The sequence below is a fragment of the Streptomyces sp. NPDC043746 genome, from assembly GCF_056436485.1.
Genome location: NZ_JBWKCM010000002.1, coordinates 353,741 through 367,363 on the forward strand (window position 1 = coordinate 353,741; position 13,623 = coordinate 367,363).

Here is a 13,623-nt window from a genome sequence, read left to right on the forward strand (position 1 = left end):
CGCCTGTGCCCGCTCCTCTCGCCTCTCCCTACGTTCTCCCCCCCCCCCCGCCCTCCTCTCCCCCCCCCCCCCCCCCCCCCCCCCCCCCCCCCCCCCCCCCCCCCCCCCCCCCCCCCCCCCACGGCTGTTCCCGAGCGCGGGCACGTCCACGGCCCCCTGCCGACCCTCCGCCCACGCCGCTCATTCCTGCCACCCGGATACCGCGCGGCGCCGCTCCCGCTGCCGGAACAGCCTCCCGTGGTGCGCCGCGTGCACCGCGTTCACCCCCACGATCCCCAGCCAGGCCACCACGAGCCCCTCGATACCCGCGTTGACGACCCCGATCGCGGAGAGCGGGACGGCCAGGACGAGCGAGACGACCGCGAACCCGAACCGCTCCCCGAAACCGGCCGTCGCACCCGCCGCCGCCGCAGCGGACGGCGGACGAGTGGCCCCGGGACCCCGGGCAGCCGTCACCTGCTGCTCGGCGAGATGGCGCCGGACCCGGCGGTCCATGGTCGAGTCGAGGCGCTGCTCGACCTTCTCCAGGAAGGAGTCGACGAGCGCCGACTCGTACTCCGGCCCCAGCTCGCCGCGCGCCTGGAGCGTGGCGGCCAGCTCCTTCTTCAGCTCGTGGTCCCGTGCTTCCATACCCGTTACGTTATGAGCGCCGACAGCCCGGAACACGGGGGCTAACCCCCGTATTTCCGGGGGAGGAAGCCGCCCCTCCACTCGCTGCATATGGACATGCAGGAGCCTTCCTGGCTGAATGGATCTGTCGGCGCCGATCAGGGCGCGACAGATCTGGCCACGGGTTGCGGCAACGCACCCGGCAGCCGATCCGGCAGGAGAACGCCCAGCAGGGGGACAGCATGAGTGGGAGCAGCCCCGCCGCGCGGTTGCAGCGGCTCTTCGAGGGGCACCGGCTCACGCCCACCCAGCGGCGCATCGCGCACTGCATGGTCCGCCGGGCGTCCGACGCGCCGTTCCTCTCCAGCGTCGAGCTGGCCGAACTGGCCGGGGTCAGCCAGCCCTCCGTCACCCGGTTCGCCGTCGCCCTCGGCTTCGACGGCTACCCGGCGCTCCGCCGCCACCTGCGCGAGGTCGCCCCTGCGGACGCGGAGCAGGAGGAGGCGGGGGAGACGTACAACGAGTACCAGCAGGCCGTCCGCGCCGAGATCGAGAACCTCCAGCACCTCTGCGACCTGCTCGCCGACCCCCGCCCCGTGGAGCGGGCGGGGCGGTTGCTCGCCGGGTCCCGGCCGCTGCCGGTGCTGGGGCTGCGCGCGGCATCCTCGCAGGCGCGCGGCTTCGGGTACTTCGCCGCCAAGGTCCACCCCGACGTCCGGGTGCTCGACGAGGGCGGCTCCATGCTCCTGGACCGCATCGACTCCGCCCGCCGGGCCGGAGCCACCGCCCTCATGTGCTTCGCGCTGCCCCGCCACCCCAAGGAGTCCGTGGAGGCGCTGGAGTACGCCGGAGCGCGGGGGCTCACCGTCGTGACCGTCGCGGACTCCGCCTTCGCCCCGGTCGCCAAGCACAGCGACCTCCTCCTCCCGGCCGCCATCGGCTCCGGCCTCTCCTTCGACACCGTCTGCGCCCCGATGCTGCTGGGCCGGGTGCTGCTGGAGGCGATGTGCGACGAGCTCCCCGACGCCCAGGCGCGCCTGGAGGAGTTCGACGTACGGGCGGCGGCGCGCGGGCTGTTCCTGGACTGACCGGACCCCGGATTCTCACGCGCCCCTCATCTGCGGCCGCTAGTCTCCCCGCCCGGAACGACCGGGGGACAGGATCGAGCAGAAGGGCACGGACGTGGGGCGTGGAGGGCAGTCGCTGGCGAGGGTGGCCGTGATCGTACGGGCCGGGGCGGCTCCGCTGTGGTGGGCCGGGCTGGTGGCCGCCGCCGCGGGGGCGTTCGTCCCGGGGCTGACCGGGCGCCGGATCGGGCTGCTGGCCGGGGCCGCGCTCTTCATCGTCACGGCTGCCGCGGTGGCCCTGGCACGCGGCCGGCGGTACGCGGAGCTGGCCCGCGGGGCCTCGCGGGCGGGGCGCGGCGACTTCCTCCAGGACCGGGCCGTGACCGTACGGGGGTGGCGGCGCGGGCACCGGTGGTGGGTGCTCGGGGCGTTCGTGGTGGCCGTGGCCTCCTCGTTCGCGCTGCCGGGCGCCGGCGGGCTGGTCCTCGCGGGCGCGGGGGCCGGTCTCTGGGCGAAGGCCGTACGGATCGGGCAGCGCGAGCGCCGGGACGACGTCCTGTACTGGGTGCGCACGGACTGGGCCGGGCACGGCAGCCCGGTCGCCAAGGGCGTGCACGGGCACCGGACGACAGGTCCGGCGGCGGGGGACGCCGCGCCGGGCGGGGCGCGGCGTCGCCGCCGGTGAGCGGAGCTGCCGGGAGCGGAGCCGCCGGGGCTCAGACCTCCAGCTCGGCCTCGATCTTCTTCAGCTGGTGGCGGGCCATCGCGAGGTTGGCCCGGCTCGCGTCCAGCACCAGGTAGAGGAAGAGCCCGTTGTTGCCACGGGCCTTGAGCAGCCGGATCAGGTGGTACTGGGTGCCCAGAGTGATGAGGATGTCCTCGATCTCCTCCTTGAGCCCCAGGTGCTCCATGGTGCGGAGCTTGGCGCGGATCACGTCCGTATTGCCCGCTGCGGCGACCTCCAGGTTGAAGTCCTTGCCGCCGCCGAGCGTGCCCAGGGCCATCCCGCTCGTGTAGTCGACGAGGGCGACACCCGTGGTGCCCTCGATCGAGCTCATCGCTTCCTTCAGTGATGCTTCGGTGTTCGCCATGGAGGCTCGATTCCTTTCCGTGGCCGGTCGCGGTGACCGGGGCCTGTTCCGTGTGCGTGGCGTGGGTGTGGTCGGTGGTTGTGGTGGGGGAGGAGCGGTCACGTGGGACGCTGCGGGAGCGTGCGGTTCTGGGTGGTGGGCGCCGGGGCGGTACGGGGCATGGGGGGCGTGCGCTCGACGCGTTCCAGGGCGGAGTCGACGAGTTCTCCGATCCGGGCGCCCGCGCGGCGGCCCTCCAGATGGAGTCGGCCGACGTTGATGCGGTCCTCGGCCAGCAGGGTCAGGACGGCGGAGGAGCCGGCGGCGTAGGTGGCGATGTAGCCGCTCTCGCCGCGGACCAGCAGCTCCCGGAAGCCGCCGCGACCGGTGGCCTCCGTCATGCGGATCGAGACGCCGAGCGCGGCGGCGGTGAGGGCGGCGACGCCCTCGGCCTCGATGCCCGGGGTGTCGTGCGCGAGGACCAGGCCGTCGGTGGAGGCGGCCAGCGCCCCCGAGAGCAGGGGGACCCGGGCCCGTAACCGCTGGAGTTCGTCGAGGACACCACGCGTCTCGGCCTCGGGAACCATCGGCTGTCTCCTCCCGGCACGCTGTCTGAGCGCGCGTATCACAGGGCCTCCAATGCGTCTCGGAGTCGGCGCAGCAGGGCGATGTCGGGGTCGGCCGTCACCTCGGGAAGCGTGATCCGGCCGGAAGCAGGGGAGGCGTCGGGCAGCGGCTGGGCGCGGACCGCCTCCACCAGTCCGGCCGCGGCGAGCCGCCGCAGGTCGACCAGGGTGTGGAACGCCGAACGGCCCAGGGCCTGGGCGATGTCGGAGGCCGTACGGACGCCGTCGGCCAGTTCCAGGACCGCGCGCTGCCGGTGCGGTACGGGGCCGGTGCCCGGGAGGGCCGGTCTCCGCAGGACGGGGGCGCCGTCGCAGGCGGCGTCGGGCCAGATCCGGTCCAGCAGCTCCCGTCTGCGCAGGGTCTCGCGCTGGACCGCGGCCACCGGGACCGGCCGCACCGGCCCGATCCAGTGGGACACCCCGTAACGGAAGCGGGCCGGGGTGCCGGTCGGGGCGAGGGCGAAGAACGCGGCGTCGTACAGCGCGCCCAGGTGGCACAGCTCCAGCGCTCCGCCGGGCACATGGCCGCTGTCCACGAGGTAGCGGCCGACCCGCCGCCCGGCCCCGGCCTGCGCCACCGCGTCCCACCAGCCCTCGTGCCGCAGGGTGCCGCCGGTGGTGAGGAGCACGTCGATGCCGGGGGTGGCGGGGCTCTCGGCGTGGACCACCTGGCCGTCGGCGAGGTAGAGCGTGCCGCGGTCGCGCATCAGGGCGCCGGTGGCCCGTTCGGCGGCGAGGCGCTGGAGCATCGGGGAGAGGACCGGGAGCCGGTCCGTCTCGGGGGCGCCTGGATCGGCGGCTATCGCGCTCACGCCAGCACCAGCCGCTCGGCCAGCTCGCCCAGGCGTAACCGGGCGAGCGCGAGATTGCCCTCGGAGCGGTTCAGCCAGAGGTGGAGGAAGACGCTGCTGTCGAAAGCCGTCTCGACGAAGCGCAGCATGTGGTAGCCGTCATGGGTGGTGACGATGACGTCCTCGACGGCGGTGCCCGGCGCTTCTCCGGAGCGGTCGGCGGGGTCCCCTGCCACCAGGCGGGCGAAGGCGGGCTGTTCGGCGGTCATCCGGGCGACCTCCGCCGTCTCGGCCGCCGTCGCCTCGTGGTCGCCGTTGGGGGACTCGCCGATGGTGCCGAGCGCGAGGCCGCTCGTCCAGTCGACCACCGAGGCGCCACGGGCGCCGGGCAGCCTCATGACTTCGAGCAGGCACTCGTCGATTCCGGGCACGCGGGTTCCCCTCCCGAAGCGGCGTACGGCTGTGACCCTGAGGCTACGCAACGTACTCACAGCAGGCGGAAGTTCTGGCATTTTCCTTTGGAACATGCTCCGCGGGGTGTAAGGGAGCGGCCGAAACGCGTTGGCCGGACAGTGGGGTGACGGGCCCGCCGTCCGTGGTCGCGCCGGTCCGGCCCAGGGGGTGCACCGGCCCGCCAGGACGTGTTCGTCGGCGATGCCGTAGCAGAGCCGGGAGGCTGTCATCAGGTTGATCAAGGCCGAGTTGGTGACCGTGGACAGGGCGGTCGGCGCGAAGGGCTTCGGCGGAAAATCGACGCCGCCCGCCTTCGCCGGAGGCCGCCTTCAGCGCCGCCCGCCCTCACGGCCGCCCGCCGCGCGGACCGGACCTGTTGACTACGACTATTCAGCGCCTCAGGATGTGAATATCTAGTCATCGTCGCGAGGAGGCACCGCCATGTCAGGACCCCGCCCCGTACGAGCGCCGCGCGGCAGCACCCTCAGCGCTCTGGGATGGCAGCAGGAAGCCGCCCTGCGCATGCTCCAGAACAACCTGGACCCCGAGGTCGCCGAGCACCCCGACAAGCTCGTCGTCTACGGCGGTACGGGCAAGGCGGCCCGCGACTGGCGCTCGTTCGACGCGATGGTCCGCACGCTGCGGACGCTCAAGCAGGACGAGACGATGCTCGTCCAGTCCGGGCGGCCGGTCGGCGTCATGCAGACCCACGAGTGGGCGCCCCGCGTCCTCATCGCCAACTCCAACCTCGTCGGCGACTGGGCCAACTGGGAGGAGTTCCGCCGACTGGAGGCGCTCGGCCTCACCATGTACGGCCAGATGACCGCCGGGTCCTGGATCTACATCGGCACCCAGGGCATCCTCCAGGGCACCTACGAGACCTTCGCCGCCGTCGCCGCCAAGAAGTTCGGCGGGACGCTGGCCGGGACGATCACCCTGACCGCCGGGCTCGGCGGCATGGGCGGCGCCCAGCCGCTCGCCGTCACCATGAACGACGGCGTCGCCATCTGCGTCGACTGCGACCCGCGCGCCATCGACCGCCGCATCGAGCACCGCTACCTGGACGTCAGGGCCGACAGCCCGGAGCACGCCCTCCAGCTCGCCGTCGAGGCCCGCGACGCCCGCCGCCCCCTCTCCATCGGCCTCCTCGGCAACGCGGCGGAGCTGCTGCCCCGGATGCTCGCCGAGGGCGCGCCGATCGACATCGTCACCGACCAGACCAGCGCCCACGACCCGCTGGCCTACCTCCCGCTCGGCGTCGACTTCGACGACATGGCCACGCTCGCCGCCGAGAAGCCCGCCGACTTCACGCAGCGCGCCCGCGAGTCGATGGCCCGTCACGTCGAGGCCATGGTCGGCTTCATGGACGCCGGGGCCGAGGTCTTCGACTACGGCAACTCCATCCGCGGCGAGGCCCGGCTCGCCGGTTACGACCGGGCCTTCGACTTCCCCGGCTTCGTCCCCGCCTACATCCGGCCCCTCTTCTGCGAGGGCAAGGGCCCCTTCCGGTGGGCCGCCCTCTCCGGCGAGGCGGCCGACATCCACAAGACGGACAAGGCGATCCTGGACCTCTTCCCGGAGAACGAGTCCCTGCACCGCTGGATCACGATGGCCGGCGAACGGGTCCACTTCCAGGGGCTGCCCGCCCGCATCTGCTGGCTCGGTTACGGCGAGCGCGACAAGGCCGGCGAGCGCTTCAACGACATGGTCGCGAGCGGCGAACTGGCCGCCCCGCTGGCCATCGGCCGCGACCACCTGGACTGCGGCTCGGTCGCCTCCCCGTACCGCGAGACCGAGGCCATGCTCGACGGCTCCGACGCCATCGCGGACTGGCCCCTGCTCAACGCCATGGTCAACGTCGCCTCCGGCGCCTCCTGGGTCTCCCTCCACCACGGCGGCGGTGTCGGCATGGGCCGCTCCATCCACGCGGGCCAGGTCACCGTCGCGGACGGCACGAAGCTCGCGGGCGAGAAGATCCGCCGCGTCCTGACGAACGACCCCGGCATGGGCGTCATCCGCCATGTCGACGCGGGCTACGACATCGCGGAGTCGGTCGCCGCGGAGAAGGGCGTACGCGTCCCGATGACGGAGGACCTCTGATGCCGACGACCGGCACCTCCTCCGGGCAGGCCGCTGACGCCCCGGGCCGGGGCCCTGCCGACACGCCGGGGGGAGCGCCCGGGGCCGCTTCAGGCGCGCCAGGAGGTACGGCGGCGGGCTCGCCCCGGGGGGCCGCCGCGCCCTCCGGCGGCCCCGCGCCCCAGGGGCGCACGGGTGACTGGCGTACGGGCGACTCCTTCCTCTCCATGTGGCGTGAGCTGGCCCCCATCGGCCGCCACCCCGACAGCGGCGGCTACCGCCGTTACGCCTGGTCGGCGGCGGACCTGGAGTGCCGGGCCTGGTTCCGGGCGCAGGCCGAGGCGCGAGGCCTCACCTACGAGGGGGACCGCAACGGCAACCAGTGGGCCTGGCTGGGCGACCCCCTGGCCGGGGACGCCGTCGTCACCGGCTCGCACCTGGACTCCGTCCCCGACGGCGGCGCCTTCGACGGCCCGCTGGGCGTGGTCTCCTCCTTCGCCGCGCTCGATGAACTCCGCTCCCGGGGCGTGGCGTTCACCCGCCCTCTCGCCATCACCAACTTCGGTGACGAGGAGGGCGCCCGCTTCGGCCTCGCCTGCGTCGGGTCCCGGCTCGCGGCCGGACAGCTCACCGTCGCGGACGCCCACCGCCTCAGGGACGCGGACGGGATCGCCCTGCCCACCGCCATGGAGAGCGCCGGATACGACCCCGGAACCATCGGACCCGACCCCGAACGGCTGGCCCGGATCGGGGCGTTCGTCGAACTCCACGTCGAGCAGGGCCGCGCTCTCGACCTGACCGGCGACCCCGTCGGCATCGCCTCCGCCATCTGGCCGCACGGCCGCTGGCGGTTCGACTTCCGGGGCGAGGCCAACCACGCGGGCACCACGCGCCTCGTCGACCGCCGCGACCCCATGCTCACGTACGCCGAGACCGTGCTCGCCGCGCGCCGCGAGGCCGAACTCGCCGGTGCCCTCGCCACCTTCGGCAAGATCGCGGTCGAGCCCAACGGCGTCAACGCCATTCCCTCCCTCGTCCGTGGCTGGCTCGACTCCCGCGCCGCCGACCAGGCCACCCTGGACGCCGTCGTCACCGGCATCGAGCGCGCCGCCCGGGAGTACGCCGAGCGGGCCGGGATCGATCTCGACGTCGTACGGGAGTCGTTCACGCCCGTGGTCGAGTTCGAGCACGCTCTCCGGGACGAGTTGGCCACGATCCTGGAGGAGAGCGGCGACACGGGGCGGCCCGTCCCGGTCCTCGGCACCGGCGCGGGCCACGATGCGGGTATTTTGTCCGCTTCGGTGCCCACCGCCATGCTCTTCGTACGGAACCCCACCGGCATCTCGCACTCCCCGGCCGAACACGCCGCCGAGGACGACTGCACGGCCGGGGTGCGGGCACTCGCCGACGTACTGGAAGGTCTCGCGTGCAGCTGACACACCGGGCGGCGGGCGGGCCCGTCACCGCGACGTACTGGATGGACCACGCCTGGCTCGGGACCCACGTGGAGCCCGATGTCACCGTGGAGGTCGCCGACGGCCGGATCGCCGGGGTCAGGACCGGGGTCCAGGCGCCCCCGCCCGGCGCCGCGGTACTGCGCGGCCTGACCCTCCCCGGCCTCGCCAACACCCACTCCCACGCCTTCCACCGGGCCCTGCGCGCCACCGTCCAGGTGGGCACCGGGACCTTCTGGACCTGGCGCGAGCTGATGTACCAGGTGGCCTCCCGGCTCACCCCCGACAGCTACTTCGACCTGGCCCGTGCCACGTACGCCGAAATGGCCCTGGCCGGCATCACCTCCGTCGGGGAGTTCCACTATCTGCACCACGCCCCCGGCGGCACGCCCTACGCCAACCCCAACGCCATGGGCGAGGCCCTCATCGCGGCGGCGGCCGATGCAGGCATCCGGATCACCCTGCTGGACACCGCCTACCTCGCGGCCGGCTTCGGTGAGCCGCCCAACCGGCACCAGCTGCGCTTCTCCGACACCACCGCCGACGCCTGGGCCGAGCGTGCCTCCCTTCTCAAGGGCGACGACCACGCCCTGATCGGCGCCGCCATCCACTCCGTCCGGGCGGTCCCGGCGGACCAACTGGCCACCGTCGCCCGGTGGGCCGAGGAGCGGGAGGCCCCCCTCCACGTCCACCTCTCCGAACAGCTCGCGGAGAACGACGCCTGCCTGGCCGCCCACGGCCGCACCCCCACCCGGCTGCTGGCCGACCACGGGGTGCTGGGCCCCCGCACCACGGGCATCCACAACACGCACCTCACCCAGGAGGACATCGCGCTGCTCGGCTCCTCCGCCACCGGCACCTGCATGTGCCCCACGACGGAGCGCGACCTCGCCGACGGCATCGGCCCCGCCGTGGCCCTCCAGAAGGCGGGCTCGCCGCTCTCCCTGGGCAGCGACAGCCACGCCGTCATCGACCTCTTCGAAGAGGCGCGGGCGATGGAGCTGAACGAGCGGCTGCGCACCCACATCCGGGGCCACTGGACGGCCGCCGCCCTGCTCCGGGCCGCCTCCGCCGACGGACACGCCGCACTCGGCCGCCCCGACGCGGGCGTCCTGGAACCGGGCGCCCCCGCCGACCTGACGACCCTCGCCCTGGACTCCGTCAGAACGGCCGGGCCGGTGCCCCGACTGGCAGCGGAGACCGCCGTATTCGCCGCCTCCGCCGCCGATGTGCGGCACACGGTCGTGGCAGGGCGTCAGATCGTCCGCGACGGCCGCCACACGCTGATCGAGGACGTGCCCGGAGCGCTCGCGGCAGCCGTGGCCGCCCTGCACGGCTGACCACGGACCCGCCCCGGCACGTCAGAACTCCGCCCCCCAGAGCTCCGCACCCCCCGGCCCTCCCGGAACGCAAGGAGAACGCTCTCCAGATGACGACCACCGCCGTCACCCACATCGCCAGCCTGGTCACCAATGACCCCTCCCTCGGCAACGGGACCCCCCTGGGCCTGATCCAGGACGCGGCCGTCGTCATCGACGGCGACCGCATCGTCTGGACCGGTGAATCAAGCAAAGCACCCGCCACTGACAACGTCCTCGACGCGGGGGGCCGGACCATGATCCCGGGCTTCGTCGACTCCCACTCCCACCTGGTCTTCGCCGGCGACCGCACCCAGGAGTTCAACGCCCGGATGTCCGGCCGGCCCTACACCGCGGGCGGCATCCGCACCACGGTCGCCGCCACCCGCGAGGCCTCCGACGAGCAGCTCTCCGCCAACGTCGCCCGCTACCTGGCGGAGGCCCTGCGCCAGGGCACCACCACCCTGGAGACCAAGTCCGGCTACGGCCTCACCGTCGAGGACGAGGCCCGCGCCCTGCGCATCGCCTCCCGCCACACCGACGAGGTCACCTATCTCGGCGCCCACGTCGTCTCCCCGGACTACGCCGACGACCCGGCCGGCTACGTCGACCTGGTCACCGGCCCGATGCTGGAGGCCTGCGCCCCGCACGCCCGCTGGATCGACGTCTTCTGCGAGCGCGGAGCCTTCGACGGCGACCAGGCCCGCGCCATCCTCACCGCGGGCCGCGCCAAGGGGCTCCACCCCCGCGTCCACGCCAACCAGCTGACGTACGGCCCCGGCGTCCAGCTCGCCGTGGAGCTCGACGCCGCCTCCGCCGACCACTGCACCCACCTCACCGACGCCGACGTCGACGCGCTGGGCCAGGGCGGCACGGTGGCCACCCTCCTCCCCGGCGCCGAGTTCTCCACCCGCGCCACCTGGCCCGACGCCCGCCGTCTGCTCGACGCGGGGGCCACGGTCGCGCTCTCCACGGACTGCAACCCCGGCTCGTCGTTCACCTCGTCCATGCCGTTCTGCATCGCCCTGGCCGTACGGGACATGGGGATGACCCCCGACGAGGCCCTCTGGTCCGCCACCGCGGGCGGCGCCGCGGCCCTCCGCCGCACCGACGTCGGCCGCATCACCCCCGGCGCCCGCGCCGACCTGGTCCTCCTGGACGCCCCCAGCCACGTCCACCTCGCCTACCGCCCGGGCGTCCCGCTGGTCAGCGCGGTGTGGCGGGGCGGGGCGCGGGTGGAGTAGCCGGTACGCACGGAAGGGCCCGCTCCCGGAACGTCGCCACGTGACGTTCCGGGAGCGGGCCCTGCCGGGAGTGTGCGGGCTACTCCTCCAGGGTCAGCCCCTTGCGGAGCTTGACCAGCGTCCGGGAGAGCAGGCGGGACACGTGCATCTGCGAGATGCCCAGCTCCTCCCCGATCTCCGACTGCGTCATGTTGCTCACGAAGCGGAGCGAGAGGATCATGCGGTCCCGCGAGGGCAGCGCGGCGATCAGCGGCTTCAGGGACTCGACGTACTCGATGCCCTCCAGCCCGTGGTCCTCGTAGCCGATGCGGTCCGCGAGGGCGCCCTCGCCGTCGTCCTCCTCGGGCTTGGCGTCCAGCGAGCTCGCGGTGTACGCGTTGCTCGCGGACATGCCCTCGACGACCTCGTCCGGCGTGATGCCCAGGAGCTCGGACAGCTCCGCCACGGTGGGCGCGCGGTCCAGCCGCTGGGAGAGTTCGTCCCCGGCCTTGGCCAGGTCGAGCCTCAGTTCCTGGAGCCGACGCGGGACGCGCACGGACCAGCTGGTGTCGCGGAAGAACCGTTTGATCTCGCCGACGATGGTCGGCATCGCGAACGTCGGGAACTCGACACCGCGGCTCAGCTCGAACCGGTCGATCGCCTTGATCAGGCCGATGGTGCCGACCTGGACGATGTCCTCCATCGGCTCGCTGCGCGAGCGGAAACGGGAGGCGGCGAACTTGACGAGCGCGAGGTTCAGCTCGACGAGGGTGTTGCGGACGTACGCGTACTCGTGCGTGCCCTCTTCGAGGGATTCGAGGCGCTCGAAGAGCGTCTTCGACAGGGCCCTGGCGTCCAGGGCCCCCACTTCGGCGTAGGGCGGGATCTCGGGAAGTCCTTCGAGCCCCGTGAAGCCCTCAGGCCCCTCGCCGCGAGATGCGGGGGTGGTGCTGGTGGTGCCGGCGCGCGGGCCCGGGAGGGCGCTCGCGGCGGGGGAGTCGGAATTGGTCGGTCCCTGAGGACATGCCGACGACGCGTCGCGGGTACGCGCTTCGTCGAGCCGGGGTGACATGGTTCTCCTCCATCGTTCTCGGCATATGGCTGCCGATGCCCCTATGTGTTCCTGCGGTGAAGCGGCGCCTCCGAAGCCGGTCGTGATTTCAGGTGTCCCTCTACCCTTACCCGCTTACCGCTGACAGTGACAAGCGCCAATTGACCGTATATGTCCGGTTTGTTGAGGTCTCCGACTACCGCGTGGCGTACGGAACGCGTACTGTTTTACGCACGTCGGCGGCAGCTCTGCATACAGCCGCACAGGCAGTGACGCGCACAGTGACGGACGGCGAAGAGGTACTGGGCATGGACCGCGGGACGGTCGGCAGTGCGAACCGGGGTCGACTTCAGGTCGAGGCCCGGACCGAGGGGCACAGCGAGGTCGTGACTCCGGTGGGTGAGCTGGACCACCACACCGCCGATCTGCTGCGGGAGCCTCTGGAGAGCGCGGTCGAGCAAGGACGATCACGGCTGGTGGTCGACTGCTCACGGCTGGACTTCTGTGACTCCACCGGGCTGAACGTGCTGCTCGGCGCCCGCCTGAAGGCGGAGGCGGCCGGCGGGGGCGTTCATCTGGCCGGCATGCTGCCGGTCGTGGCGAGAGTCTTCGAGATCACCGGGGCCGAGGCGGTCTTCACCGTCCACGCCACGCTCGAGGACGCCCTGAGTACCTAGATCGGGCACAGCGCGCTCCGCGCCGTGCCCGATGACGGCCGTGTTGCGCGATCGACTGCCTGAAGTGGGTGTTGTGGCGGTGCGGCCGGGCAGGAGACTCCCAGTCGGTATCCCGTAGGGATACGGCACACTCGGTAACTGATCATTTCTGTTCAACGCGACATGGCGAACGACATGGCGAATCGGTGAGGTGAAGCGCTGATGAGCACCACCCGGCAGCATCCGCCGGGCGACCTCGGCCGCGAGCCGGAGGGAGCGGGCGCAGCCTCGCCCGTCCCGGCCGAGCGGCAGTGGCGCACGCTCTCACTCGGGCAGGCCAGCGGGATCGTTCCGATGGCCCGCGATTTCGCCCGGCAGGCCCTGCACGACTGGGGGTGGCTCCCGGCGTCCAGCGCGGACCGCCGGGCCGCGGCCGAGGACGTGCTGCTGGTCGTCTCCGAGCTGGTGACCAACGCCTGTCTGCACGCGGAGGGCCCCGAGGAGCTGCGGATCGGCTGCACGCCCAAGGCGCTGCGCGTCGAGGTCGTCGACCGGGGGGCCGGTCAGCCCGCCCCCCGTACGCCGCACCGCGCCGGCCGCCCCGGCGGGCACGGCATGTTCATCGTGCAGCGCCTCTGCCTGGACTGGGGTGTGCAGCGTACGCCGGACCGGCCGGGCAAGACCGTCTGGGCGGAGCTGGCCGCACCCGTGTAGCCACGGAGCCGCCCCGTGCGGCGGAACCGTCCCGTACCCCCGCATACGCCGAAGAGCGCGCCGGCCCGGCGCGCTTCTTTCTCTGCCCTCCACGAGGCCCCGGGCGTACTTCGAGCGCCCCGTCCGATGTCCCGTCAGCACAGTGCGCCCGCAACGGCCGTGGCGCGCGGCGTGCTGGGACCAGCGGGCCAGGCGGGACAGGCGGTACGGACTGCGGCGGCCTCGCGGCCACCGGTAGAACGACGGCGTCCTGCGTGCGCTCGGCCCGGCCGCGGGCACGGCGATCCCGCTGGGCGGCGCGGTGTTCACGTTCATCCCGTGGCGCAGGCTGGGCGGGAGCGCTGAGCACACAGGAGAGGCCCAGGGCGGGGGGGGGGGGGGGGGGGGGGGGGGAGGGGGGGGGGGGGGGGGTGGGGGAGGGGGGGGGGGGGGGGGGGGTGGGGCGCCCGCAAAAAAAGGGGAGAACGAACAA

The 13,623-nt window shown here is 73.3% G+C and carries 14 protein-coding genes; 8 read left to right on the forward strand and 6 right to left on the reverse strand.

Annotation, left to right across the window (positions count from 1 at the left end; all coding sequences use genetic code 11):
• Window positions 1-180: 180 nt before the first annotated feature.
• Entirely contained in the window at window positions 181-630 is a 450-nt protein-coding gene (locus AC0682_RS03650) for a hypothetical protein (protein WP_478530745.1), read from the reverse strand.
• A 221-nt stretch (window positions 631-851) separates the two neighbouring features.
• On the opposite strand from AC0682_RS03650, the gene AC0682_RS03655 reads away from it, so the two are divergent.
• Together AC0682_RS03655 and AC0682_RS03660 are read left to right on the forward strand one after the other, a co-directional pair.
• Entirely contained in the window at window positions 852-1,697 is an 846-nt protein-coding gene (locus tag AC0682_RS03655; protein WP_478530746.1) for a MurR/RpiR family transcriptional regulator, read from the forward strand.
• 124 nt (window positions 1,698-1,821) lie between these two features.
• On the forward strand, window positions 1,822-2,361 hold the full coding sequence (locus AC0682_RS03660) for a hypothetical protein (RefSeq protein WP_254813254.1): 540 nt from the start codon (window positions 1,822-1,824) through the stop codon (window positions 2,359-2,361).
• A gap of 31 nt (window positions 2,362-2,392) precedes the next feature.
• Here the strand turns inward: AC0682_RS03660 and AC0682_RS03665 are convergent, their stop codons facing one another.
• The 4 genes from AC0682_RS03665 to AC0682_RS03680 form a co-directional block, all read right to left on the reverse strand.
• The gene (locus AC0682_RS03665; protein WP_254812407.1) at window positions 2,393-2,767 is read right to left on the reverse strand and encodes a hypothetical protein; all 375 of its coding nucleotides are present in this window, start codon (window positions 2,765-2,767) and stop codon (window positions 2,393-2,395) included.
• A gap of 98 nt (window positions 2,768-2,865) precedes the next feature.
• The gene (locus tag AC0682_RS03670; RefSeq protein WP_254812408.1) at window positions 2,866-3,333 is read right to left on the reverse strand and encodes a roadblock/LC7 domain-containing protein; all 468 of its coding nucleotides are present in this window, start codon (window positions 3,331-3,333) and stop codon (window positions 2,866-2,868) included.
• Between the two features lie 38 nt (window positions 3,334-3,371).
• On the reverse strand, window positions 3,372-4,184 hold the full coding sequence (locus AC0682_RS03675) for a transcriptional regulator (protein ID WP_478530747.1): 813 nt from the start codon (window positions 4,182-4,184) through the stop codon (window positions 3,372-3,374).
• Window positions 4,181-4,594, reverse strand: coding sequence for a hypothetical protein (locus AC0682_RS03680; RefSeq protein WP_254812410.1), 414 nt, complete (start codon window positions 4,592-4,594; stop codon window positions 4,181-4,183). The genes AC0682_RS03675 and AC0682_RS03680 overlap by 4 nt, the downstream gene beginning before the upstream one ends.
• Window positions 4,595-5,057: 463 nt before the next feature.
• On the opposite strand from AC0682_RS03680, the gene hutU reads away from it, so the two are divergent.
• The 4 genes from hutU to hutI all read left to right on the forward strand — a co-directional run bounded on the left by hutU (window position 5,058) and on the right by hutI (window position 10,751).
• Entirely contained in the window at window positions 5,058-6,716 is a 1,659-nt protein-coding gene (gene hutU, locus AC0682_RS03685; protein ID WP_478530748.1) for a urocanate hydratase, read from the forward strand.
• Window positions 6,717-6,922: 206 nt separating this feature from the next.
• Complete coding sequence (locus AC0682_RS03690; RefSeq protein WP_478530787.1) at window positions 6,923-8,131, forward strand: allantoate amidohydrolase; 1,209 nt, start codon at window positions 6,923-6,925, stop codon at window positions 8,129-8,131.
• The gene (locus tag AC0682_RS03695) at window positions 8,122-9,489 is read left to right on the forward strand and encodes a formimidoylglutamate deiminase (RefSeq protein WP_478530749.1); all 1,368 of its coding nucleotides are present in this window, start codon (window positions 8,122-8,124) and stop codon (window positions 9,487-9,489) included. The genes AC0682_RS03690 and AC0682_RS03695 overlap by 10 nt, the downstream gene beginning before the upstream one ends.
• 89 nt (window positions 9,490-9,578) lie before the next feature.
• Window positions 9,579-10,751 carry an imidazolonepropionase gene (gene hutI / locus AC0682_RS03700; protein ID WP_254812413.1) on the forward strand — a complete coding sequence of 391 codons (1,173 nt, stop codon included), beginning with the start codon at window positions 9,579-9,581 and terminating at the stop codon, window positions 10,749-10,751.
• 79 nt (window positions 10,752-10,830) lie between these two features.
• On the opposite strand, the gene AC0682_RS03705 is transcribed toward hutI, so the two are convergent.
• The gene (locus AC0682_RS03705) at window positions 10,831-11,802 is read right to left on the reverse strand and encodes an RNA polymerase sigma factor SigF (RefSeq protein WP_254812414.1); all 972 of its coding nucleotides are present in this window, start codon (window positions 11,800-11,802) and stop codon (window positions 10,831-10,833) included.
• 287 nt (window positions 11,803-12,089) lie between these two features.
• Between AC0682_RS03705 and AC0682_RS03710 the strand changes: the two genes are divergently transcribed.
• Window positions 12,090-12,458, forward strand: coding sequence for an STAS domain-containing protein (locus AC0682_RS03710; protein WP_478530750.1), 369 nt, complete (start codon window positions 12,090-12,092; stop codon window positions 12,456-12,458).
• A 201-nt stretch (window positions 12,459-12,659) separates the two neighbouring features.
• Entirely contained in the window at window positions 12,660-13,151 is a 492-nt protein-coding gene (locus AC0682_RS03715; protein WP_478530751.1) for an ATP-binding protein, read from the forward strand.
• Window positions 13,152-13,623: the final 472 nt, after the last annotated feature.

What these genes read in the sequence shown, in the direction of transcription:
- AC0682_RS03650 (WP_478530745.1), bottom strand. Translation starts at nt 630, where the DNA reads ATGGAAGCACGGGACCACGAGCTGAAGAAGGAGCTGGCCGCCACGCTC.
- AC0682_RS03655 (WP_478530746.1), top strand. Translation starts at nt 852, where the DNA reads ATGAGTGGGAGCAGCCCCGCCGCGCGGTTGCAGCGGCTCTTCGAGGGG.
- AC0682_RS03665 (WP_254812407.1), bottom strand. Translation starts at nt 2,767, where the DNA reads ATGGCGAACACCGAAGCATCACTGAAGGAAGCGATGAGCTCGATCGAG.
- AC0682_RS03670 (WP_254812408.1), bottom strand. Translation starts at nt 3,333, where the DNA reads ATGGTTCCCGAGGCCGAGACGCGTGGTGTCCTCGACGAACTCCAGCGG.
- hutU (WP_478530748.1), top strand. Translation starts at nt 5,058, where the DNA reads ATGTCAGGACCCCGCCCCGTACGAGCGCCGCGCGGCAGCACCCTCAGC.
- AC0682_RS03690 (WP_478530787.1), top strand. Translation starts at nt 6,923, where the DNA reads ATGTGGCGTGAGCTGGCCCCCATCGGCCGCCACCCCGACAGCGGCGGC.
- hutI (WP_254812413.1), top strand. Translation starts at nt 9,579, where the DNA reads ATGACGACCACCGCCGTCACCCACATCGCCAGCCTGGTCACCAATGAC.
- AC0682_RS03705 (WP_254812414.1), bottom strand. Translation starts at nt 11,802, where the DNA reads ATGTCACCCCGGCTCGACGAAGCGCGTACCCGCGACGCGTCGTCGGCA.
- AC0682_RS03710 (WP_478530750.1), top strand. Translation starts at nt 12,090, where the DNA reads ATGGACCGCGGGACGGTCGGCAGTGCGAACCGGGGTCGACTTCAGGTC.
- AC0682_RS03715 (WP_478530751.1), top strand. Translation starts at nt 12,660, where the DNA reads ATGAGCACCACCCGGCAGCATCCGCCGGGCGACCTCGGCCGCGAGCCG.